This window comes from Arthrobacter sp. StoSoilA2 (assembly GCF_019977195.1).
GTDB lineage: Bacteria > Actinomycetota > Actinomycetes > Actinomycetales > Micrococcaceae > Arthrobacter.
Genome location: NZ_AP024643.1, coordinates 3945747 through 3969461, shown reverse-complemented (window position 1 = coordinate 3969461; position 23715 = coordinate 3945747). Strand labels below are relative to the sequence as shown.

At 61.8% G+C, this 23715-nt stretch carries 18 protein-coding genes; 12 read left to right on the top strand and 6 right to left on the bottom strand.

Translation table 11 applies throughout. The features are described from left to right. Positions 1 to 85 precede the first annotated feature (85 nt). From LDN82_RS18015 to LDN82_RS18005, 3 genes are all read right to left on the bottom strand, one after another. On the bottom strand, positions 86 to 1108 hold the full coding sequence (locus LDN82_RS18015) for a M24 family metallopeptidase (RefSeq protein ID WP_224091152.1): 1023 nt from the start codon (positions 1106 to 1108) through the stop codon (positions 86 to 88). A gap of 104 nt (positions 1109 to 1212) precedes the next feature. Then, on the bottom strand, positions 1213 to 3294 hold the full coding sequence (locus tag LDN82_RS18010) for a DUF6807 family protein (protein ID WP_224088806.1): 2082 nt from the start codon (positions 3292 to 3294) through the stop codon (positions 1213 to 1215). Beyond that, a complete protein-coding gene (locus tag LDN82_RS18005; RefSeq protein WP_224165286.1) occupies positions 3291 to 4511 on the bottom strand; it encodes an acetylxylan esterase in 1221 nt (406 codons plus the stop codon). Before LDN82_RS18005 ends, LDN82_RS18010 begins: the two co-directional genes overlap by 4 nt. A gap of 374 nt (positions 4512 to 4885) precedes the next feature. On the opposite strand from LDN82_RS18005, the gene LDN82_RS18000 reads away from it, so the two are divergent. The 3 genes from LDN82_RS18000 to LDN82_RS17990 all read left to right on the top strand — a co-directional run bounded on the left by LDN82_RS18000 (position 4886) and on the right by LDN82_RS17990 (position 8287). Further along, the gene (locus tag LDN82_RS18000; protein ID WP_223934407.1) at positions 4886 to 5830 is read left to right on the top strand and encodes a sugar ABC transporter permease; all 945 of its coding nucleotides are present in this window, start codon (positions 4886 to 4888) and stop codon (positions 5828 to 5830) included. After that, positions 5823 to 6755 (top strand): carbohydrate ABC transporter permease, encoded by a 933-nt coding sequence (locus tag LDN82_RS17995; RefSeq protein ID WP_224088802.1) that lies wholly within the window; start codon positions 5823 to 5825, stop codon positions 6753 to 6755. Before LDN82_RS18000 ends, LDN82_RS17995 begins: the two co-directional genes overlap by 8 nt. Before the next feature lie 155 nt (positions 6756 to 6910). Beyond that, complete coding sequence (locus LDN82_RS17990) at positions 6911 to 8287, top strand: extracellular solute-binding protein (RefSeq protein WP_224165285.1); 1377 nt, start codon at positions 6911 to 6913, stop codon at positions 8285 to 8287. Between the two features lie 167 nt (positions 8288 to 8454). Here LDN82_RS17990 and LDN82_RS17985 read toward each other — a convergent pair whose 3' ends face one another. Continuing rightward, positions 8455 to 10509, bottom strand: a complete 2055-nt coding sequence (locus LDN82_RS17985; RefSeq protein ID WP_224165284.1) for a beta-galactosidase — start codon at positions 10507 to 10509, stop codon at positions 8455 to 8457. Positions 10510 to 10706: 197 nt separating this feature from the next. Between LDN82_RS17985 and LDN82_RS17980 the strand changes: the two genes are divergently transcribed. The 5 genes from LDN82_RS17980 to LDN82_RS17960 all read left to right on the top strand — a co-directional run bounded on the left by LDN82_RS17980 (position 10707) and on the right by LDN82_RS17960 (position 15940). Continuing rightward, a complete protein-coding gene (locus LDN82_RS17980; RefSeq protein WP_224165283.1) occupies positions 10707 to 11993 on the top strand; it encodes an ABC transporter substrate-binding protein in 1287 nt (428 codons plus the stop codon). Positions 11994 to 12041: 48 nt separating this feature from the next. Next, a complete protein-coding gene (locus tag LDN82_RS17975; RefSeq protein ID WP_224088797.1) occupies positions 12042 to 12995 on the top strand; it encodes a sugar ABC transporter permease in 954 nt (317 codons plus the stop codon). Beyond that, the gene (locus tag LDN82_RS17970) at positions 12992 to 13909 is read left to right on the top strand and encodes a carbohydrate ABC transporter permease (protein WP_224088795.1); all 918 of its coding nucleotides are present in this window, start codon (positions 12992 to 12994) and stop codon (positions 13907 to 13909) included. Before LDN82_RS17975 ends, LDN82_RS17970 begins: the two co-directional genes overlap by 4 nt. 12 nt (positions 13910 to 13921) lie before the next feature. Further along, complete coding sequence (locus LDN82_RS17965; protein WP_224165282.1) at positions 13922 to 14575, top strand: Poxvirus protein I5; 654 nt, start codon at positions 13922 to 13924, stop codon at positions 14573 to 14575. A gap of 174 nt (positions 14576 to 14749) precedes the next feature. Further along, on the top strand, positions 14750 to 15940 hold the full coding sequence (locus LDN82_RS17960; RefSeq protein WP_263422311.1) for an MFS transporter: 1191 nt from the start codon (positions 14750 to 14752) through the stop codon (positions 15938 to 15940). On the opposite strand, the gene LDN82_RS17955 is transcribed toward LDN82_RS17960, so the two are convergent. Both LDN82_RS17955 and LDN82_RS17950 read right to left on the bottom strand, forming a co-directional pair. After that, entirely contained in the window at positions 15912 to 16880 is a 969-nt protein-coding gene (locus tag LDN82_RS17955; RefSeq protein ID WP_224165281.1) for an IS481 family transposase, read from the bottom strand. The genes LDN82_RS17960 and LDN82_RS17955 overlap by 29 nt on opposite strands. Before the next feature lie 160 nt (positions 16881 to 17040). After that, complete coding sequence (locus LDN82_RS17950) at positions 17041 to 19074, bottom strand: DUF6807 family protein (RefSeq protein WP_224165280.1); 2034 nt, start codon at positions 19072 to 19074, stop codon at positions 17041 to 17043. Positions 19075 to 19408: 334 nt separating this feature from the next. Between LDN82_RS17950 and LDN82_RS17945 the strand changes: the two genes are divergently transcribed. The 4 genes from LDN82_RS17945 (at position 19409) to LDN82_RS17930 (ending at position 23714) form a co-directional block, all read left to right on the top strand. Then, complete coding sequence (locus LDN82_RS17945; RefSeq protein ID WP_224165279.1) at positions 19409 to 20137, top strand: DUF624 domain-containing protein; 729 nt, start codon at positions 19409 to 19411, stop codon at positions 20135 to 20137. A 189-nt stretch (positions 20138 to 20326) separates the two neighbouring features. Continuing rightward, positions 20327 to 21871 (top strand): extracellular solute-binding protein, encoded by a 1545-nt coding sequence (locus LDN82_RS17940; protein WP_224165278.1) that lies wholly within the window; start codon positions 20327 to 20329, stop codon positions 21869 to 21871. Beyond that, positions 21850 to 22842 carry an ABC transporter permease subunit gene (locus tag LDN82_RS17935; protein WP_224165277.1) on the top strand — a complete coding sequence of 331 codons (993 nt, stop codon included), beginning with the start codon at positions 21850 to 21852 and terminating at the stop codon, positions 22840 to 22842. Before LDN82_RS17940 ends, LDN82_RS17935 begins: the two co-directional genes overlap by 22 nt. Next, complete coding sequence (locus LDN82_RS17930) at positions 22842 to 23714, top strand: carbohydrate ABC transporter permease (protein WP_224165276.1); 873 nt, start codon at positions 22842 to 22844, stop codon at positions 23712 to 23714. The genes LDN82_RS17935 and LDN82_RS17930 overlap by 1 nt, the downstream gene beginning before the upstream one ends. Position 23715: the final 1 nt, after the last annotated feature.

Here is a 23715-nt window from a genome sequence, read left to right as displayed (position 1 = left end):
ACTTGGGTAAGAGCAGATGAAAGAGGCGGGGTCACAATCGCGGTGACCCCGCCTCTTTCGCGTTGACTCGAGCTTGACGAAGGCGCTACTGCCGCAGGGTGATCGGACGACGGCGACCGTCCACTTCCGTCGTCGGCCAGCGGTGGTCCACGGTCAGCACGCGCAGCCCCGAGTCCGTGAGCAGCACGGTGTCTTCGATTTTCACACCAGGTCCTGAGGGGTTCCACGTGAACGGCTGGTGGAGGACGATCCTGTCCGTCACGTCCGCGGTGACCCGCGGATCACGGCCCGCATAACCTGCAGGACCACCTTGGTGATGCAGGGTCCATTGATCGGGACCAAAAAGGTGGCGCACATAGGCATCCTGAATCTCGGCGAAGACCTCACTGAGCTTGGCACCCGGCACGGTGGCCCGGAAGATGTCTGCTTCAACTGCCGCGATGCGGGCTTCGGCGTCGAGCTCCTGCGCGCTACCGGCGTCGAACGCTACCCAACGGGTCACGTTGGCCACCAAGCCATGACGACGTGCGCAAACCACAACCATGGCCCTGCGCCCGATGGGGGCGTGCGTTGCCAGCGGGTGGCGGAAACCGCTTCTCGCCGCCCCGTTGCACAGCAGCACAAGGGGCTCGGCGCCCACTGCCACAATCCGGGCAGCCAGGTCCGAGACAAGCTCAAATTCGGTTGTCGCGGGCGTTGCTGCCGTGAGGACGTCCGTCATCGCGGTTGCTGCGTCGGCGGACAGCCGGGCATAGCGGGCTGTTTCTGCAGGCAGCAGCTGTTGTCGCGCTGCCCGTAGTTCCCCTGCGACGGCGGCTTCCATCAGCGGGTTTCCGTCATCGGCCAGCGCGGCCGCAGATGCGTGCAACTGGCCGTGCCACGGAACACTGTGCAGGTTGACGCCCTCCGGAAGTTCCTCGGCCTCGATGCGGCCGGCTTCATTGTTGAACGTCACCAAGTGATCCCCGGCTCGATCCACCAGGAGGGCCGCGATGGGATCCCCTGCCAGGCTGATATGGACCCGGCTGCCGTCCAGGTACCACGTGAGTGCCGTGTTGCTGGTGAGCAGAAGTGAGTCGCGACCCGAATGGTCCAGGATGTCCAGCATGCGGCGGCGCTTCACCACGCGGTCGGCGGCATTGCCGGGAGCCGGGGACGCGGTGCCGGATGTTGGCGCGGCGTCGGGTGTCACTGCAGATCGAGTCGGAGCGTTCATGCTGGGTCCCCCTGGGTTGAGATGAGCTGTTCAATGTCCTGAGTGGCCAGGAAGCCGTCAGCGATGAGCACCCTGACGGTGCGATGCACAGGGCGGCCGGGTTCTGCGGCCACTGGAGAGTCCCAGGCCAAGGACAGCCCCACACCCGGATAGCCCGAGTGCCGAACGAACCAGGGGTCCGGGGCTTGGGGGGATGCCAGGAAAACGAGCGTTGCAGGATGGCCCAGGCCCGGGTCGCCCGCACTGCGGCCCCCGGCCGTTCCGGCGTCGAAAGTTCCTGACCAAGCCAGCCAGGGCGCGACGCTGCCATGGACGGCATCTTCACCACGCGCCACAGGGGTCCAGATGGTCGCATCACTGACCCTCGGCAGGCGCCAGAAGAAGCCACCGTAACCGCCCTGCGGCCTTCCGTTGGAACCGGGGCTGCCCAGCAGCACCGAGCGTCCCGTGGCGGATTCGAGCGTGAAGTCCAGCGTCAGCTGCCAGGCGGAATTCCCGACGGCGGCCCAGCGCCACTCGCGCTGTTCGCGGAGGAGGGGCTTGCCGTCGGGGCCCACCCAGCTCAGCAGCTCGTCCCTCTGACCATCCCTGTGCTCCGCGGACTCAACGAGCACGCGGCCGTGGTCCTTGCGCCAGACGTACGCTCCGGCGTCGCGGGTGTAGGTCCGGCCACCCCAGAAATTGACGCCGTCGACATCCTGGATGGCGACCCCTGCTCCAAGGTGCCACACATGGTCCTCCGGAATGTGGTCACATACAACCGTGCCGGCAAGGGTTCGAACGGGGTGGAGATATGGACGCGGCGAGGAGGTTGGCCGGATGCGCGAACCGTCGTGCATCGTAGCCACGGATATTCCGTTGACTTTCAGCTCTGGCTTGACTGCTGTAGCCCCCGTCTGTCCGGCCTCCGTCTTCGAAACCCACGGCGTCCCGAGTTCCGCAAACGTTGCTTGCCCAAGGGCGGCCCGGCGGATCCACGATTCCACGGCCTGCACCACGGCATGGGCGTCGTCGCCTTCGCCCAGCCACGTCACGTGGTCCGGATGGATGAGCCGGGGTGCGTCCGAGGTCCGGACCGCTTCCAACACGGACATATAGGCGCCCGTTTCACTCAATGGGCTGAGCAGATCCTGTTCGGTCCGTGCTGAAAGGAGGTTTTCCAGCAAGTCCGTCCGCCCGAAGGCCTCATTCCGGATCCCGTCGGGAGTAGTGATCTCCACTTTGTCTTCGGTGTAGGAAAGCCGGATCTGCCCGAGCGTGCCGTAGACGGTCACCGATGGCGCTGACTGCACGGGCGCGCATAATGTCAGTGCGCAGGTCAGCACTGTGCCCGTTGCGGTCCGGACCCTGATCACTGAGGTGTCATCGCTTTCGGTGTCATTCGCCCGGTAAAGGTCGGTTTCAACCAAGTCGACGTCCGCAAGGGTCCTGGCACCAGCGAGTCGCAGCCCGGTGGCCACGGCGTGTGCCAAGGCGTTCGTCGCTACGCCGTCCACAACATCCGTACCATTCAGGCTTCGCTTGCCGGCCCAGCGGGAGCGCGTGAAGTACCGCTTTGTCCGAAGCCATTGGCCGGTCGCGCTGATGCCGCGGACCTCGCCGATTTCTCCCGATGCCACAAGCTTTTCAATGGCGGGAAGGGCGTGCGAACCAAGGCTTTGGAAACCGACTTGAACCATCCGCCCGGCGCTCGCCGACGCTGCGAGGACGCTTTCGTACTGCGCCATGGAAGCCACGGGAGGCTTTTCGAGGTAGAGGTTGGCACCGGCCCTCAAAGCGGCGAGGGCGAGGGTGGCGTGGGTTTGGATAGGAGTGGAAATGATGACGACGTCGGGGGCATTTCCCGCAGCCAGGAGCTCATCCAAGGAACTGTAGACGCCCACATCGGGAGGCAACTGGCCTTGGGCCGGTGGCTGTGGATCGGCAACAGCCACTAGTTCAAGCACTCCGGCGGAATTGAGCCGATGGAGGTTTTCAAGGTGTCGTTCGCCGAATCCGTGAACGCCAACCAGTGCTACCCGGGGCAGTTGGTTGTGGGTGGCCGAGCTTGTGTGGGGCGCCGTTGCGGGCAAAGTCATAGTGCTGTCCTAGCGGGATCAGTTGAGGGGAAACCCGGGGCTTCATTGGCCTGGAGGGTGGAGGAGAGAAAAGTTGCCGCCTCTTCCTGCATGGCGGTGGAAAAAACATGGGGCCCGGGCCAAAAGCTGCCTGTGTACCGCCCAGCCGGCATCCGCTGCGAAAGGTGGGCATCGGCGTCGCGCATTCCCGCTTCCGGAAACAGCTGGTCGGCCAGTGCGTATTGGACCAGGACAGCGCCGGCAGTTGAACGCACCACAAGATCGGGCCAATCCCCAAGCTTTGACAGGCCAGGGGAGTGGAGCAACCAGGAATGCGCATCGAGGTAGGCGGGAAGGAGGGACGCGAAGGTGGTCATCATGCAGGTGACCACGTAGCTGCGGATCAGTGGACTAAGGGCGGCGAGCACCATGGCCCGGCCGCCTCCACCTGAAAATCCGGTGCAACCAAGGCGTTCCGGATCGACTCCGGGGAGGGACGCCAGGACGGCCAACGCCGCGAGGTCGTCATGCGCGACCGTGCCGGCGATGCTGGTGCCAAGGAGCGTTGCGGCTTTTGCCACGGTTTCTTCGTGATCGGCCGCTGCTGCGTTGTAAAGATCCGCCGAGGATGGTTCGACGCCGGCCTCCCGCCACAGTGCCTGCTGGCCGTTGATGGCCCGGGCCGTCCGCCAAGGCTGGTCTTCCAGGCCAAAGCCGCGGCTGCCCCACATGAAGGCGTCGTGTGCCAGGACAGCGAAACCCTGCTGGGCAAGCCATGTAGCCATGGGCCGCCCACCGTAGAGCTCTTCCCGTAACTGGGCCGGCACGGGACCGAAGCCAACCGGAGTGGTGGCCCCGGCGTCGTTCCCTTCATCTCCTGGAAGCAGGACAAGCCGTTCCGCGCCATGGGATTTGATCCCGCCATGGCAATGAAGGGCCAGTATCCCGGGTAGTGGGTCCGTGATGCCGGTTGGCCGCACGAACCAAGCCGAGGTCCTTGGCCCGAAACCAAGCTGCCAGGACAGGCCGGTGGTGATGACGCCGTCGTGCTTTGTTTCGGTGTCTACCCTGTATTTCGGAACCGGTGCAGTGGGAGGGACGCCGAGGGTGTCAACCAGCTGCTGCGCACTTGGAGAGCCTGCCGCGAAGTGCTTCCGGGCGGCGTAAGCGGGCCAATCCTCGTAGCGGCCAAGAGCACTGGGGCGGATGGGCATTCCTGCCATGTCAGCAGTGGTCATGGCAGTCGCCGTGCTTGGGGAACAATGGTGTCCTGCCTTTTTGGTGCGGATGATGTGCGAAAGCACACGCCGGGCTTCTTCGGCGTGTGTAAACCAGGTATGGGCGACTTCCTCAGAAAACGCTTTCTCAAAAATTAGCAAAAGGCTGTACATGGGTCAAGAAAGCGTTTACTTTGGTACGGAGCCGCTGATCACCAGGATGCACATCCCGGCGAGTCAAGGGGTACCGCCAGGAGAATGGCGGCGTCCCGGAAGGCAAGCATCAACCACACTCGTACTCCGTGGATGGCCACGATGACCAAAGGAGACCACATGGCCGCATATGAACACACGGGGACGCCGAAAGGCGTTCGCGGTCAGGCTGGAGGGAAGCGATGAGCGCCATCGGCGAACTCTCCACCATGACACGCCGCAAGGGGCCCATGACCAAGGAAGAGAAGAAGGCGAACGGCCGCGACAACAAGGCCGCCTATGTTTTCCTGCTTCCGTGGCTGATCGGCCTCGTGGTCATCACCGTGGGTCCGATGCTGATGTCGTTGTACCTGTCCTTCACGGACTACAACCTTCTGCAACCACCGCAGTGGGTGGGAATCGACAACTTCGTCCGCATGTTCGGCGATGCCCGCCTCCATAACTCCTTGCGGGTTACTTTCACCTACGTGTTGGTAGGCGTGCCGCTCCAACTGGCTGTGGCCCTTGTCATCGCCCTGGTCCTGGACAAAGGGCTTCGCGGCCTTCCGTTCTACCGTTCCATCTTCTATTTGCCGTCCCTCCTGGGCGGATCTGTGGCTGTTGCGATTCTTTGGAAGCAGATCTTCGGCACCACCGGCCTTGTGAACCAGGTCCTTGCCATGATCGGCATCCAGGGGCCTGGATGGATCTCGGATCCAAACACGGCGCTCGGCTCCATCATCCTGCTGCATGTCTGGACGTTCGGCAGCCCGATGATCATCTTCCTGGCGGGCCTGCGCCAGATCCCGAACATGTACTACGAGGCCGCCGAAGTTGACGGCGCCACCACCTTGCAGAAGTTCTGGCGCATCACGCTGCCCATGCTGAGCCCCATCATCTTCTTCAACCTGGTGCTGCAAATCATTGGTTCGTTCCAGTCGTTCACGCAGGCATTTATCGTCTCCGGCGGAAACGGCGGACCGTCCGACTCCACCATGTTCTTCACGCTGTATCTGTACCAGAAGGGCTTCGGCCAGTTCGATATGGGCTACGCCTCGGCGATGGCCTGGTTCCTTCTGGTCATTATCGGCGTCTTCACTGCCATCAACTTCATCGCTTCAAAGTATTGGGTGTTCTACGATGACTAAAATCCAGACCCTCCCGGCCGCAGCTGAGGACCAAAGCAGCAAGCCCAGTAAAAGCCCGCGCCGCCGCGAATCGCCAGGAAACCTGGCCTTCAGCCGGAACGCCCGCATCAAGGGACTCATCAAGCACGCCATCCTGATCCTCGTTGGCGGGATCATGATCTATCCGCTGCTGTGGATGGTTGTTTCCTCGCTGCGGCCCAACGACCTCATTTTCCGCGAGCCGGGCCTTTGGCTGAACAACCTGGAAATGAGCAACTACACCGATGGCTGGTCTGCGCTGACGCACCCGTTCGGGCATTACATGATCAACTCTGCGATCGTCGTACTCGGCTCGATCGTCGGAAACCTGATCTCGTGCTCCATGGCCGCCTATGCCTTCGCCCGGCTTCAGTTCAGTGGCAAAAAGCTGTTCTTCGGAATCATGCTGCTGACCATCATGCTGCCGTTCCACGTCGTGATCGTGCCGCAGTACATCCTGTTTTCGCAGATCGGTTGGGTGAACACGTTCTGGCCGCTGATTGTGCCGAAGCTCCTGGCCACGGACGCGTTCTTTGTGTTCCTCATGGTGCAGTTCATTCGTGGCATTCCGAAGGAACTGGATGAGGCTGCCCGCATTGACGGCGCCGGCCACCCGAGGATTTTCCTCCGCGTCATACTTCCCCTCATGGTTCCGGCCCTCGCCACCACCACGATCTTCACCTTCATCTGGACCTGGAACGACTTCTTCGGTGCTCTCATCTACCTCACGGATCCGGACATGTTCACTGTCCCCGTAGCGCTTCGCGCTTTCGTTGACTCGCAGTCCGCTACAAGCTGGGGCTCACTCTTCGCGATGTCCATCGTGTCCTTGTTCCCGGTGTTCCTTGTCTTCCTGTTCGGCCAGCGGTTCCTGATCAAGGGCATCGCAACTACCGGCATCAAGTAGGACCTTGCCGTACTCAATGGAAGTCCGGGGCTTTCGCCCCGACAAGTAATACAAGCTGGGATCTTGTCATACAAGATTGTGACTTGTACCATAAAAACCACGCAAGAAAACGCTTTCTCAGTTCGCATCAAGATCAACGAGGATCGGAGACAACAGTGCCGGTATTTCCAAAGGGTGAAGCAGTCGCCCCCGAAGGTGCTTCCAAGGCCCGGGCATCGGAACCGAAGGGCAAGCGGTCCAGGCGGCGGCTTCGCGCCTCCGCCATTATCGCTGCCACAGCTGCTGCCGTTCTGGCGCTTAGCGCTTGCGGCGGTGGCGCAGAACAAAAGAGTGCCGACGGCAAGGTGGAGCTCCGCTTTTCCTGGTGGGGTGGCGACAAGCGTGCGCAATTGACGCAGGCAGCCATTGCAGCTTTTGAAGCCGAGAACCCCAACATCAAGGTCAAGGCCGAGTATGGAGACTGGAGCGGCTACTGGGACAAGCTGGCAACGCAAGTTGCTGCCAACGATGCTCCGGACATCATCCAGATGGACGAAAAGTACATCACCGAGTACTCCACCCGCGGCGCGCTGCTGGACCTCTCCAAGTACGACATCGACACCTCCAAGCTGGACGAAGCGGCACTGAACGCAGGCAAGGGCGCAAAGGGGCTCACCGGTATTGCGGCAGGCATCAACGCTGCCACGATCCTGGCCAATCCGGCGGTCTTCAAGGCTGCCGGCGTTGCACTCCCGGATGACAAGACCTGGACGTGGGAAGACTTCGAGCGCATCGCTGCTGAGGTCACCAGCAAGTCGCCGAAGGGAACCTACGGGGCTGCTGCATACGGTACCGACGAGGCGTCCCTGGGTGTGTGGCTACGCCAGAATGGCAAGTCGCTGTACACGCAGGACGGCAAGCTTGGCTTCGAACCCTCGGACATCGCAGGTTACTGGGACTTCCTGAAGGATATGAGCGAGAAGAAGGCCGTTCCGTCGGCATCGGAGATAGTTGAAGCCGAAGCTGCGCCGCTGGACCAGAGCGGCCTGGCAACGGGCAAGAACGGCATGGCCTTCTGGTGGTCCAACCAGTTGCCGGCGCTCGAGAAAGCTGCGGGCGGGGAGCTGCAAATCCTCCGTTTCCCGTCCAAGACGGGCAAAGCCGCTGATACCCAGCTTTGGTACAAGGCCTCCCAGTTCTGGTCTGCATCCTCCAGGACCAAGCACCCTGAAGAGACGGCCAAGTTCATCGACTTCCTGACGAACAACGTCAAGGCCGGCGAAATACTGCTGGCTGACCGGGGCGTCTACCCCAACTCGGACGTCCGCGAAGCAATCGCTCCCAAGCTGGCCCCGGCGGACACCAAGGTGGTCAACTTCATCAGTGACATCCAGCCCGAGCTCGGTGAAGCTCCGGCTGCGCCGCCCAAGGGTGCAGGTGCCATCCAGGAAATCATCAAGCGCTACTCCTCGGAAGTCCTGTTCAATAGGCTCTCCACCGAGGAAGCCGGCAAGAAGGCCGTGGACGAAATGAAGTCCGCCATCGGAGCCTAGCTTCCGGCGGCACCGGACCAAGAGAACCACCGCACCAAGAGAACCGCGTCCCGGGCGAATCATTCGTGATCCGTCCGGGGCGCGGTTTTTGCGCGCGCGCACCCAACTGAGTCGCATTTGTGCGCGTTTAGAAGGCTCAAAACGCGCACTGCTGCTACTTGGTTGGGCTAGTCTTCCGCGATAACTGCCACAGCTCCGGCGGGGACCACGCCGGTGAAGCGCGCTCCGCTCAGCAGCTCGTCGCCGTCGGCCTTCACAGTCACGTCCTCCCGGCTGTGGTTGATGGCGAAGAGGAAACTGCTGCCATCCGCGGATCGCCGCCGTGTGAGTTCGACGCCGGCAGAAGCCTCGGCAACGGCCGTCACCCCAGCTTCCTCCAGCAGGCGGGCAGTCAGCGAATCGATGCCGTCGGCGTCGGGTAGTGTCGCAAGGTACCAAGCCGCCCCCGCCCCGGTGGGTCTGCGCGTGAGGGCGGGAACGCCGTCGAGCGGGTAGTCCGTAAAGGTAGCCAGAACCTCAGCTGGCCGGCCGTCAGATTCAGCCACGTGAACGTGTTCGCTCCACAAGGAACCAAGTGTTCCATCGCTGAGGGTGACTGTGCTGCCGGGGAAAAGCGGATGGAATTCCTCGGTTCGGATACCCAGCAATTCGCGGAAAGCGCCCGGGTAGCCACCCAGCCGAACGTGGTCCTGCTCGTCCACGATGCCGCTGAAGTAGCTGATGAGGACCGTTGCGCCGCCCTCTGCTGCGGCAGCGATAGAGGCGGCCGCGGCATCCGTCACGGCGTAGAGGGTGCAGACCAGAATGAGATCGTAGCCGGAGAGGTCGGCGGAGGGGTGGACGAAGTCCGCACTGACACCACGCAGGTACAGCGAGCGGTGGAAAGCACGCATGGTTTCCAGGTACTTCAGGTCCTGGCTTGGGTGCGAGTCCAGCTCGGAGGCCCACCATGCTTCGTAGTCAAAGACGAAAGCAACGCGCGATTCCACGCGGGAACCCTTCACGGATTCCACCTTGGAGAGGGCTTGGCCGAGCTGCACCACATTGCGCCAGACCTGTGTGTCGCGACCGCCGTGCGGAACCATGGCTGAGTGGAATTTTTCAGATCCAGCCTTGCTCTGGCGCCATTGGAAGAACATGACGGCGTCGGCGCCGCGGGCCACATGGGCCAGGGAGTTGCGGAGCATTTCCCCGGGCATCTTTGGCTGGTTATGGGGCTGCCAGTTGACCGCCGATGTGGAGTGTTCCATCAGGATCCACGGTTCGCCCCCGGCCACGCCGCGCGTGAGGTCAGCGCTGAAGGCAAGTTCGATTTCCCGTTCAGGATCGGCAGCCACCAGATAATGGTCGTTCGCGATCACATCCATGTCCTTGGACCAATCGAAGTAGTCCAAGGTTTTGGTGGCACTGGAAACCATGAAGTTGGTGGTGGCCGGGACGTTCGGTGTAACTTCGCGGATTACTGCCAGCAGGGCGCGGTAGTAATCGATGAACGCCCACGAGTTGAAGCGTGCAAAGTCCAGCTGCTGTCCCGGGTTGAGCGTGGTGGGTGCGGCGCCGGGCGGGATGATTTCCTCGAATGAGGCGTAGTGCTGGGACCAGAACGCGGTTCCCCATGCCTCGTTGAGGGCCTCGATGGATCCGTACCGGCGTTCCAGCCAGGCCCGGAATGCGGCAGCGTCTTCTTCGCCGTAGAACTCGCCAACATGGCAGCCGAGCTCATTGTCCACATGCCACAATGCCAGCGCGGGGTGGTTCTTGTAGCGTTGGGCGATGACCTTCGTCATCGTGGTTGCGTACTTGCGGTACATCGAGGACGACGGCGTGTAGTGACGTCGCGAGCCGCGTTCCAGCCTTGTTCCTTCCGCTGTCACGGGAAGGATTTCGGGGTGTTTCCTGGCCAGCCAGGCTGGCGGTGACGCGGTAGCCGTAGCCAATGCCACCTTGATGCCGGCTTCGTGGAGGTTGTCCAGGACGTCGTCCAGCCAGCCGAAATCGTACTGGCCTTCTACCGGTTCCAGCAGGCCCCAGGAGAAGATGGCGACGCTCAGGAAATTGACCCCCGCCTCCTTCATGAGCTCGATATCTTCACGGCGGACGTCTTCTGGCCATTGCTCAGGGTTGTAGTCGCCGCCGTAGGCCAGGCCATTGATGCTGTTCCATACGGGCGATGCTCCGGACGGGCTTTCGGATGGGCCTCGGGAGAGTTCAGGGGAGGACAAAGGGACTCCTTGGTCAGGTTCGGCTGTGCGGGATAACTGTGGAGCTTGGCTGCTATCAGGTTAGGCGAGGATCTTGGAAAACGCTTGCCCAGATTCCCGATTGGGGATATTGTATCGATTCAGAACGAGTGTAAGCGAGGTCACTCTCCCTGGTGGGGAACCGAAAAGGCTTGCACCAACTGAGCAAGGAGGCTCTCATGATCAACAGAAGGAATTTCCTCACCACGGTGGCCCTTGGCACTGCATCCGCGGCATTCCTGTCCGCCTGCGGCCAGTCTTCGTCGTCCAGCAAGACGGGTTCTGCCGATAACCCCGTGACCATCACGTACACCTGGTGGGGCAACGACGACCGTGCTGAGCGCACTCGCAAGGCCATCGCACTGTTCGAATCCAAGAACCCTGACATCAAGGTCAACGGCAACTTCACCGACTTCGCCGGATACTGGCAGAAGCGCGCCACTGAAGCTGCCGGTGGTGGCTTGCCGGACGTCATGCAGTGGGATTTGTCCTACCTGCGCGACTACGGCCAGCGCAACCAGCTACTGGACCTGGGCACCGTAAAGATCAACACGGACGCCTTCGACAAGTCACTACTGCCCTCGGGCCAGATCCGTGGCAAGACCTACGGTATCCCCACCAGCACCAACGCCTTCGCGGTCTACTACGACCCCGCCAAGCTCAAGGCCATGGGCATCGCTGAGCCTGATGGAACGTGGAACTACAAGGAGTTCAACTCTTTCCTTGCCGAGGTGGGGCAGAAGGGCAACGGAACATTGTTCGGCGGCACCGACTACACCGGTGTTTGGTGGATGTTCAACATCTGGCTGCGCCAAAACAACATTCAGGCCTTTACGGATGAAGGCAAGCTCGGGTTCTCCAAGGACGACCTCAAGAAGTGGTGGAACACTACCGCCCAGCTTCGCGGAACCCCGGCGTTAGTGGGCGAAGACAAAACGACGCAGCTGCTGCCGAAGTCCCCGTTCGGCTCAAACGTCACTGCCACTGAAGCCACGTGGGACAACTTCATGGCCGGTTACCTCGGCGATAGCGGCGCCAAGGAACTGAAGCTGGTGCCGGTTCCCTCCGACGACCCCGACAACCTGGGACTCTTCCTCAAGCCGTCAATGCTGATGGTGGCCAGCGCCAAGACCAAATACAAGGATGCTGCTGCCCGGTTCATCGACTTCATGGTCAACGATCCCGAGGTAGGCCAGATCTTCAAGACCTCCCGTGGTGTTCCGGCATCCAAGACCCAGCGCGACGGAACCACCTTCGAAGGCACAGACAAGCTGGTTGTGGACTACGAAAAGTCCATCGAAAAGTACCTCAAGGATGCTCCGCAGCCGCCCATCGTCGGTTTCGGCACGCTTGAATCCTCTTTCAAGCGCGTCAGCTCCGAGCTCAATTACGGCAAACTCACCATCGACGCCGCTGCAGATGCGTGGTTCAAGGAAGCCGAAGACCTTATCAAGCAGAATGCCTGAGCAGACTTTTGTGTCTGATCCAGGCTTCCCAACTGACGGACTGATCCCGTGACTCAAACCCCAACCCTGAGCAGGCGCTCCCAGTCGTCCGCTCCCTCGCAGCCGCGTACATCGCGGAGACGAGGGGCGGACGCCCGCGCCGGCTACACCTTCCTGCTTCCCTGGCTGCTCGGATTCATTGCCCTGACCGTGGGCCCGATGATTTCCTCGCTGTACCTTTCCTTTACCAACTACAACCTCTTCGATCCCCCCAAGTGGATAGGCCTGGACAACTACGCCACGCTCTTCCAGGACGAACGCTTCCTGCAGTCGGTGGGAGTGACCCTTAGCTACGTAGTGTTCGGTACCCCTTTGAAGCTGGCGGCGGCGTTGGCGATCGCGATGCTGCTCAACAGCAAGCGCAAGGGCCAGGGCTTCTACCGCTCCGCGTTCTATGCCCCGTCCTTGATCGGCGCGTCCGTGTCCATCGCTATTGTCTGGAAGGCGATGTTCGGCGATTCCGGTCCTGTGGATGAAGGCCTGTCCTTCTTCGGGATCAACCTCGGCGGCTGGGTGGGCAATCCATCCATGACGATGCCCATGATGATCCTTTTGACGGTGTGGCAGTTCGGGGCCCCGATGGTGATTTTCCTGGCCGGGCTCAAGCAGATTCCTGCCGATCTCTATGAGGCGGCTTCGATGGACGGCGCCGGTCCGGTCCGTAAGTTCTTCAACATCACCTGGCCCATGCTTTCCCCGGTGATCTTCTTCAACCTGCTCATGGAAACCATCCACGCGTTCCAGATCTTCGCCTCGGCGTACATCATCTCCAACGGTGAAGGCGGCCCGGCAGGCTCCACCCTCTTCTACACCCTCTACCTGTACTTGCGCGGTTTCAGCGACTTCCGGATGGGCTACGCCTCGGCTATGGCCTGGCTCCTGGTGATCGTGGTCGGCATCATCACGCTGATCTTCTTCAAGACCTCCAAGTCCTGGGTCCACTACAGCGGTGATTCAAAATGACAACCATGGCAACGCCCACCCAATCCACGCCCTCCACGGCGGCCCCGGCCTACAACCCGAAGTCCGAGTCGGGCACCGCCAAGCGCATCAAAAGCATCATCTTCCACATCGTTGCGCTGGCGCTTGTGGGGGTGGTCCTCTACCCGGCGCTCTGGATGGTGGCCTCGTCCTTCAAACCGAACTCTGAAATCGGTGGTTCCACCACCCAGCTATGGTCCAACAACTTCAGCTTCGACAACTTCGTCACGGCCATGGACGGCATCGGCGGGGTGTCCACCCTGACGTTCTTCACCAACTCCCTGATTCTGGCCGTAGGCGCCGTGGTGGGCACTGTCCTGTCAGCGTCCATCTCCGCCTACGCCTTCGCAAGGATCAATTTCCCAGGCCGTGGATTGTTCTTCGGCATGATGATTGCCACCTTGCTGCTCCCGTTCCACGTGGTGATCATCCCGCAGTACATCGTGTTCCAGCAGCTTGGCCTGGTGGACACCTACGTGCCCCTGCTGATCGGCAAGTTCCTCGCCGCGGACGCGTTCTTCGTCTTCCTCATGGTCCAGTTCATGCGTGGCCTCCCGGCCGAACTGGACGAGGCCGCCCGCATCGATGGCGCCGGACACGTCCGAATCTTCGGCTCGATCATGCTCCCGCTGATGAAACCGGCACTGATCTCCACGTCGATCTTCTCCTTCATCTGGAGCTGGAACGACTTCCTGGGCCCGCTGCTCTACCTGAACACCCCCGAAAAGTACCCGCTTCCCCTGGCGCTGCGCCTCTTCGTGGACCAGACCCAGAGCTCGGACTACGGTGCCATGATCGCCATGTCCGTTCTTGCGCTCCTGCCCGTGCTGGTCTTCTTCCTGGTCTTCCAGCGCTACATCGTAGAAGGCGTTTCAACCCAGGGCCTCAAGGGCTAAGGAGTACAGGAGATGAGCATCATGGACACGACAGGAAATTCCCACGCGGAGAAGCCCGGCATTCCGGTCAACCGCTTTGCCCTCTTCTCCGAGACCATCCTTGCGGGCGTCGTTGTCCTTCTCCTGTCGATTCCCTTGGTGACGGCGCCGGCGGCCTATGCTGCCGGCGTCGCCCACCTTGAACGGCACCTCAGCGGCAGGGATGATTCCCTCAGGAGCCTTTGGAGCAATTTCCGCCGGGCGCTGCCCGGCAGTTGGAGGACGGGAATCACGACGGCGGCAGCCGCCGTCGTGATTGTAATGAACCTGCTGCTCGCTTGGGTTGGTCAACTGCCCGGCCGGGCAGTCATCCTTCCGGCGACCTTGATTTTGGCCGCAGGGGGCGCGGTGCTGTTCCTGCGGATCGCCGCCAATTGGATCGGCGGCGTGAACTGGAGTGGCGATGCCGCCGAACTCCCGGGGCCGCAGCGCTGGCAGGCGGCCTACGCCGAAGCCAAGACTGATGCCGTCCGCGACTGGAGTGGATCCCTCCTCCTGCTGGCAGCAGTGTTCATGGCGGTGGTGTTTGTGTGGATGCTTCAGGCGCTCTTCCTGATCGTGCCCGGCATGCTGATTCTGGCCGCCGCCGCCATCAGGATCAGGACCGCCAACCGCACCCACATCTGAGAGTGCATCCGACAACCTGCTGAATCGAGCTGACAGCCCCCCGTGTCACCGCGTCCGTTGCCACCGCCCCGTCCCTCTGACCAGACCTCGAACTCCGCCGGCAAAGACGCCATACCGCCAAGGCCCCGCTCCACCGAATCGTGGCACTACCCACTCCGCCACCACAATTACCGGATCTTCGTGACGCTTTCGCTCGTCGGCAGCGGCGGAGTGTGGATGCAACGACTCGCCCAGGATTGGCTTGTCCTGCAGCTCACTGGAAGCCCGGCCGCGGTGGGGTTGGCCGTGGCACTTCAATTCCTGCCCATGCTGGTGGTTGGTCCCGTCAGCGGCGTGCTGGTAGACCTCTTTCCGAAGCGCCGAATCCTCATGGTGTGCCAGTCTGTGGCTGCACTGCTGGCCGCTGGACTAGCTGTTTGGAATGCCATGGGCGGCACGGATGTGTGGGTTGTCTATGGCTCCTGCGTTGCTTTGGGAATTACAAGCTCCATTGATGGGCCCGCCCGGCAAGTCTTCGTCAACGAGGTAGTTGGTGATGCCGGCCTGCCGGCGGCTATCGGCCTGAACAGTGCCATAGGTCAACTGGGTGCCATGCTCGGTCCCGCCCTGGCCGGCATCGTCATTGCCCAGGCTGGCCCAGCCGCCGCGTTTGCGACGAACGCGGGGATCGGGGTGGCCGTTTTGGTGATGATCGCCATTATCCGGCCATCTGAGCTTCATCACGCACACGACCCCGACGCTCTGCCGCGGGACAGGCGTGGACAAATCCTGGCTGGCTTCAGGTATGTGAGGGCGAGGCCCCAGCTTTTGCTCATCATGCTGTTGGCGGGGCTCCTGGGAGCGTTCGGCATGAACGGTCCGGTGGTCCTTGCAGCGTTCGCTGACCGTGTGTGGCACAGCGGTCCTGCCGGATTTGGGCTCTTCAATATGGTCAGCGCCTTGGGAGCCTTGGCTGGTGCTCTCCTGGCTCCCCGGATCAAGCACTTGGGCCGCAAGGGGATCGTGGGTAGTGCCGCGCTGTTCGGGTTCACGCAGTTTCTTGCCGCGCTCATGCCTACTCAGGAATTGTTCGTAGCCATGCTCGTGGTGGTGGGATTCATGACGCTCATGTTCCTCACAAGTGCGGCCACCAGCGTCCAACTCGAAGCCGGCCCAAGCGTGCGGGGCAGGGTCTTGGCCCTCTACTTTCCACTTCTCCTGGGCGGGCATGCCTTGGGAGGCTTGCTCGCTGGCTGGCTCACGGAAGATTTCGGCGTGCGTACCGCATTGCTGGTCACCGGTGCGCTGGGGATGATATCCGCTGCGGTGATCGGGTTGTTGCTGTGGCGCAAGCGCGCTAGCTGTATTGACCTGGGAGGTTGGTGACGCGGCTGGCCGGTGTCTGACCCTTGAGGGCAGTGTGGGCTCGGTGGTGATTGTAGGCATGGAGCCACTCGGGGAAAGCTGCGACACGCTCGGCCTCGGAGCGGTAGGGCCGGATGTAGGCCCATTCCTCCAGCATCGTGCGGTTGAACCGTTCGACCTTGCCGTTGGTCTGCGGGCGATAGGGGCGGGTGCGTTTGTGCTTGATGTCCGGGCCCAGGGCCTGAGCGAAGGCCTTGGACCGGTAGCAGTTCCCGTTGTCCGTCAGGACCCGCTGGATAGTGATCCCTTGGGCTTGGAACCAGATATTGGCCCGCTGCCAAAAGGCTGCTGCTGTTTCCTTTGTCTCGTCCGCGAGGATTTCGGTGTAGGCCAGGCGGGAGTGGTCATCGACTGCGTTGTGGAGGTAGTGGTAGCCGGGCCGGCGGTTGGACGGCGTCCCGGCTTTGTTTCGGCGTCCGGCGGCCCTACTCAGAACCCGGTGTCCACCGCCGTCCGGGATCCGGCCGAGTTTCTTGATGTCGACATGGACCAGGTCCCCGGGCCTGTCGTGTTCGTAGCGGCGGATCACCCTTCCGGTGCCGCGGTCGAGCCAGGCCAGTTTCGCCAGCCGGTAACGGGACAGCACGCGGTGCACAGTGGACGGGTGGATGCCCAGCAGATAACCGATCCTGGCAGGCCCCCACCGGCGGTTGACGCGCAGGGCGATGATCCGCCGCTCGATACGCGTTGCCGTCCGCCGTGGAGAAGAATGCGGGCGGCTGGAGCGGTCCTCCATCCCAGCCGGGCCGTGCTCGCGGTAGCGCCGCGCCCACCGCGCGGCGGTCGGAACCGAGACCTGGAACCGTTCCGCGGCCCGGCGCAGACTCCAGCACTGATCAACGACACATTGCGCGAGCTGCAGCCTGCCACGAGGCGTCAGAAGAGCGTTAGGGTGGGACATGAAGACCTCCGTGCGTGGAATTGGACTCTAGACAAGCCCCACTCCACCCGGAGGTCTTCTTCATGTCACCAAACCACGCCGAGCGTCATCAACGTCCGTGGTCAATACAGCTAGCTCGCGAGACGGCATTAGATGACAGTTGAGACGCAAAACATTGCCATCAAATGCCATCTCGGCGAACCAAGCGTTGGATTTCCTGGAGATCCAGCTTTCCGTCACTGATCCAGACGAAGTTGGTGCGCTTGACGGTGGATCCGGCTGTGAGCTCAACGGCCTTGTCCCAAGCGAGGGCCGAGCCGACGGCCGGGTATTCGGACAACCGGACGAACCATGGGTCCGGCGATTCCGGTGGCGCGGCAAAAACCAGAGTGGCAGGGCCGCCGTCGAACTCTCCCGTCCACGCCAGCCACGGCGCAACGGAACCATGCACGGCAGGCTCCCCGTCACCTGTTAAGGAGAAGACGCGCGGCGAGCTATTGACAGGAAGACGCCAGAAGAAGCCGCCGTAGCCGCTGCCCGGGGCACCATGCGAACCGGGGCTGCCGAGTGAAACATCGACGGCGGCGAGCAGTTCCGTCTCGATGTCGAGGCGCCAAGTGCGCGAGTCAACGACGGTCCGCCCGTATGATCGTCGCTCCTTGAGGACCAAGCCGCCGTCGGAGGCCAGCCAGTCGAGTTCAAGGGTCGTCCGGTCGCCTTCACGGGTGATCTTCGCTGCTTCAATGCGGCCGTGGTCCAAGAGGTCCACATACTTCCCAGCCGATCGGCGGTAGCTTCGGCCGCCCCAGAAGTTGCTGCCATTGACGTCCTGCAGGGCGAATCCCGCGCCGAGATGCCAAACGTGATCCGCCGGCAAGTGATCGGTCACCACTGTGCCGGACAACGTGGAGACCGGGTGGAGATACGGCCGGGGCGAGAGCTCGGTTTCGAGGTCCGGTCCGCTGCGAAGGGTGGCCGCAGGGTTGTTCCCTGAAGAGAAGAGAGGCTCCGCACCCGTGGTGGTCGGACGGGCCCAAGGGAGGCCCAATTCGCTGAAGGTGGCGTGGGCGCGCGTGGCACGATCCAGGATTTCCTCGATGCCTGGGATGACGGCGTGGGCCTGATCGCCCTGGCCAACCCAGTCGACACTGGTGTGGGGAATGAGCGCGGGAGCCTCGGCGGTGCGGATGGCCTCGAGGACACGCATGAAGGCGCCGCTGTGATCCAAGGGGCTCAGGAGCGGCGTTCCGGACGACAGGTGCTGGAGCAGGTTTTCGGTGAGGTCGTCGCGGCCGAAGGTGCGGGTCGATTCGCCGTCGCCGTTGCGTACTGTGACACGGTCCTCCGTGTAGTGGAACACGGCAGTTCCTTCCGTTCCGTGGAGGGTGACGTAAGGTTCCACGGACTCGGCGGCGCAAAGCGTCAGGGCGCAGGTGATGGGCAACCCGTCCACGGTCCGCATCCGGATCACTGAGGTGTCATCGGCTTCGATGTCGTTGGCACGGTAGAGGTCGGTCTCCACCGAAGCGAGGTCGTTTGCGGTGCGGGCGCCGGCGATGCGCAAGGCCGTGGCAATGGCGTGGGCAAGCGGGTTCGTGGCCACACCGTCCACGACGTCCACCCCGTCCAGGCTGCGCTTTCCAGCCCATCGCGACCGCTTGTAGTAGGCGCGGTCCCGAACCCATCGGCCGGTAGCCGAGATTCCTTTGAGGGTTCCAATACCGGGGAGTTCGTCCGTGGCTTCGCCGCTGGCCAGGCGTTCAAGTGCCTTGATGGCGTGTGAACCGAGGCTTTGGAATCCGATTTGGACGCTGCGGCCGGCAGCGGTGGCGGCTTCCTGAAGTCGATGGAAATCCTGCATGGACGCGACCGGGGGTTTCTCCAGATAAAGGTCCGCGGCGGAGGCGAGCACTGCGAGTGCCAGCGGCGCATGGGTCTGGATGGGAGTTGCCACGATGATGACGTCTGGCTGGTGTCCACCTGCCAACAGGGCATCCAGATCGGCGTGAATGGCGGTGTTCTCCGGCAACGCGCCGGGTGCCGGAGGGTTGGGATCCGCCACAGCGACGAGGTCTACCGTTCCCAAATGGCCAAGACGTTCAAGGTTGCCCAGGTGGTGTGCTCCGAAGCCGTGAACACCAACCAGGGCTATTCTCGCCGGAGCTCTCCCGGGCGTCTTGGTGCTCAGGGCTGACTCGTCGGACGGCTTGTCCATGGTTCTCCTCTGCTGGCGCTGCAACGAGGCAATGACGCCGTCGTCAGGGTAATTCGTGAAGTGTCCCAGCGGGTTCAGGCTACACCTAGCAAGCGCTTTCCCAGACCCGACTGAGCTCAGTGTAGCGCGGATTTGGCTGGAATGTAACGATTCAAGAATTGTCTTGACTCTCGCGAGGGGATGCGTCTAGATTTTCGGGAAAGCGTTTACTGACTGTGACGCGGCCCACCCGGGCTACCCTGATCGGCTTGCATGACTCGTTGTTCTGCCACTTCGCAACACTTTTCTTGCCAGCCGATCGGGGCTTCTTCTGCAACGATGGAGAGGGGATGCCATGGCGTCTGCCGCCTTCGCCTTTAAGGCCTACACGCTCTTTGACACGCTCTTGTGGATTGCATGCCTGAATATCCTGTGGATCATTTTCACGGTACTGGGTGGCGTTGTCCTTGGGTGTGGTCCCAGCACTGTGGCAGCTCACATCCTGGTTCGCGAGAAGGTGCGCGGCGATGCCGCGCCGCTTGTGCGCCGCTTCGCCCGCGAGTACTTCAAGAACTTCGGCAAGGGGAATGCTCTTGGGTTGCCTGTGCTCATGGTCGGCGTAGCGCTCGTCCTGAACTGGGGGTATTTCTCGGCGGGCTGGGACTTTGGCTCGCAAGTAGCGTCGGCCGCGATCTTCGTCGCTGCCCTGTTTGCTGCCGGGGCGTGCTGCTACCTCTTCCCGATGTTTGCCCGCTACACCTTGCCGTTGCCCCAGTACTTCCTGATGTCCTCACGCTTTGCCATGAGGCACCTCGCCGGTACTGCCATTCTCCTTTTTGTGACTGCGGCCGCCGTGTTTGTTTGCCGTTCGGTGCCCGGATTGATTCCATTCTTTGGGGTCGGGGCGTGGCTCTATGTCACCGGGTGGCTGTGCGATCGCTTCTTTGCTGCCAACGACCACGCCATGGCCGCCGGCGAAGCGGCCGGGACCGAGGTCTTCGTAACCCCGGCAGCGGCAAGCCCGGCAGCGGCAACCCCGGCAACTGCCGCCCCAGCCGTCAGGCGGGAGGGCAACCTTGTCTGAGGCTCCACGCAACCGCCCTCCCGTTGATACCAGGATGCTCCTTCATCGCTCCTTGGACACCCCGGTCGCCGGCATGAATGAAACGTATCAAAACGAATCGTCACTGTGGAGTTTCAAGAGCTTTCCTGCCAACTCCGCAGATACACCCTCGATCTCAACCAACCCCGAAGAAGTGGAAAAGGAACAGCAATGACCAACAACGTCCTGTCCCGTAAGAAGCCAACGCTGGCGGCCGCCGTCGTCGTCGCTGCCGCCTTGGCCCTGACCGCCTGCGGTGGCGAAGCGCCGGCGTCGGACCTCTCATCCGTGAAGATCATGGCGCCCTTCCTGGAGGCGCAACCGCCGACGCCGGACGGCGCCGTGCAGAAGAAGCTTGAAGAGCTCACGGGCAAGGACATCAACATCTCGTGGGCGCCCAACGCCTCGTACGAGGACAAGATGAACATCACCTTGGCCTCCTCCGAGATCCCGAACGTCCTGGTGGTCCAGGGCAAGTCGCCGGGCTTCGTGAAGAACGCAGAAGCCGGGGCGTTCTGGGACCTCACCGATAAACTGAAGGACTACCCGAACCTGAAGACCACGTTCCCCGAAGTCCAGCAAAACGCCAGCGTCAACGGCAAGGTTTATGGGGTTTTCCGGGCTCGTAATCCGACCCGCGCCGCCGTGATGTTCCGCCAGGACTGGCTGGACAAACTGGGCCTGAAGGCGCCGGAGACCACCGAAGACCTCTACAAAGTGGCCAAGGCATTCACCGAGCAGGATCCGGATGGCAACGGCCAGAACGACACCTACGGCATCACGATTCCCAAATGGGGCGCCCTGGGCACCAACAGCCCCTACGACATGATCGAGACCTGGTTCGGCGCCGGAAACCGCTGGACCGAGCGGGACGGCAAGCTGGTGCCGAGCTTCGAAACCGAGGAATTCCTGCAGGCTGATCGCTTCATCAAGAAGATGGTGGACGAGAAGCTCATCAACCCCGACTTCGCCACCTTCGATCCCACCAAATGGAATGAACCCTTCTTCAACGGCAAGGGCGGCATTATTGTCGACGTCGACTCCCGGGTCAGCGTACTGATCAACCTTTTCAAGCAGGCCAACCCGAGCGACTTCCAGAACAAAGTGGGCTTCGTAGGCAGCCTTAAGGGCCCGGACGGTGAACTCCACGCCCACCCGACCGACGGCTACTCCGGCTTCCTGGCCATCCCCAAGTCCAGCGTCAAAACCGAAGCCGACCTGAAGAACGTCCTGACATTCCTGGACAAACTCAACAGCAAAGAAGTTGCAGTGCTTCTCAACAACGGCATCGAGGGGGTCAACTTCACGGTTGAGGACGGCCTCGCCGCCACCATCAAGCCGGAAACGCCGGAGGGCAAGGTAGTCAACACCGACATCAAGAGCTACGCGCAACTTGGAACCAACGTCACGGGGAACAACTTCTACCCGGTGAAGCAGGCGTCCGAGTACGAGCAGAAAGTCTTTGACGATCGCGTTGCAGTGATGGCAAACGACCTCAAGAGTGCCGTGTACAACCCGGCCGCGGCCTTCGTTTCCCCCACATATGTAGCCAAGGGCGCTCAACTGGACAACATTGTGGCCGATGCCCGCATCAAGTACCTGGCCGGGCAGCTGGACGAGCAGGGCTTAAAGGATGCCATCAAGCTGTGGAACACCAGCGGCGGTGACAAGGTCAAAGAAGAAATAAACAAGCTGTGGCAGGACACCAGGAAGTGACCGCCCCGGTCGTCGAAGCCAAGGCCCCGGAGCGGGCGGCCAGCGTGCCGCCCGCCCCGGCGCGGCGACGCAGCTTTGCAGTCCACTTCGCACATTACAAATGGTTGTATCTTCTCCTCCTGCCCGGCGTTCTGTACTTCGCAGTGTTCCGGTACGGTCCCATGTACGGGGTGTCCATCGCCTTCAAGGACTACGTTCCGTTCCTGGGCGTCAACGGCAGTCCATGGGTGGGATTGACGAACTTCACCGATTTCTTCGCCAACCCGGACTTTCCGCGGTTGCTGGGCAACACACTGATCCTGGCTTTCCTGAACCTGGGGATCGCCTTCCCGCTGACCATCGTCCTGGCATTGCTGCTTAACGAGGTCCGGCTCTCGGTTCTGAAGCGAACCGTCCAGACACTCGTCTACATCCCGCACTTTCTGTCCTGGACCATCGTGGCGTCCCTGAGCTTCCTGCTCTTCGCACTGGACATCGGGCCGTTGTTCCAGTTCGTCAACGGGTTGTTCGGCACCAACGTGGACATCCTGTCCGATCCGAACTGGTTCCGGCCGCTGATCGTGCTCCAGGAAATCTGGAAGAACACCGGTTGGGGAACAATCATCTTCCTGGCGGCACTGGCTACCGTGGACCAGGACCAGTACGAGGCCGCAATTATCGACGGCGCCGGCAGGTTCCGGCGCGTCTGGCACATCACCTTGCCCGGCATTCGGTCCACCATCATCGTGATGCTGATCCTGGCCATAGGGCAGATGCTCAACACCGGCTTCGAGCAGATCTACCTCATGACCAACGCACTCAACCGCAGCGTGGCCGACGTCTTCGATACCTACGTGTACTTCGTAGGCATCACCCAAGGCGCCTACAGCTACAGCACCGCCGTCGGGCTTTTCAAGTCTTTGGTGGGCATCGTACTGATCTTCGGCACCAACTGGCTGTCCAAGCGGTTCAACCAGAGCGGACTTTTCTAATGGAGATTCACAACACGCGCGGCGGGCGGATTTTCGATGCCGCCAACTACGTCTTCTTGTCCCTGATCGGCATCATCACCCTGTTGCCTTTCGTCTACGTCCTGGCAGGATCCTTCGCCAACGAAGCGGAAATTACCCGGCGGGCGTTCTTCGTCTGGCCGGAGCAATTCACGTTGGGGGCGTATGAGTACATCTTCTCCACGCCGGCATTTACCCGGGCACTGATCACCACCGTGCTGGTCACACTGGTTGGGACGCTGGTGCAACTGGTCCTCACGGTCACCATGGCCTACCCGCTGGCCAAACGTGGACTTCGGGGCCGGAAACTGATCCTGTCCCTGGTGGTTTTTGCCATGGTCTTCTCAGGCGGCATGATTCCAACGTTCCTCCTGGTGAAGGACCTGGGCCTGCTCAACAGCTACTGGGCGCTCATTCTGCCCGCGGCCATCAATCCGTTCAGCCTGATCATCATCAAGAACTTCTTCCAGGAACTCCCCGCCGAGCTCGAGGAATCGGCCAAGATGGACGGCGCGACGGAGATCGGAATCCTCTGGCGGATCCTGCTGCCGCTGTCCAAGCCGGTGTTGGCCACGTTTGCGCTGTTTTACGCGGTGGGTATTTGGAACGACTTCATGTCCCCGCTTTTGTACCTCAGCGACAACAACATGTGGACGCTTCAGATGTACCTGCGCCAGGTCACCGCCGCCTCGGATCTCCTTGGCACCGGCAACGTGGATCCGTCATACATTCCGCCCGAGCAAGGCATCAAGTTTGCCGTGATCGTGGTGGCAACCCTGCCCATCCTTATCTTCTACCCGTTCCTGCAGAAGCACTTTGCCAAGGGAATGCTGATCGGTTCGGTTAAGGGGTAGC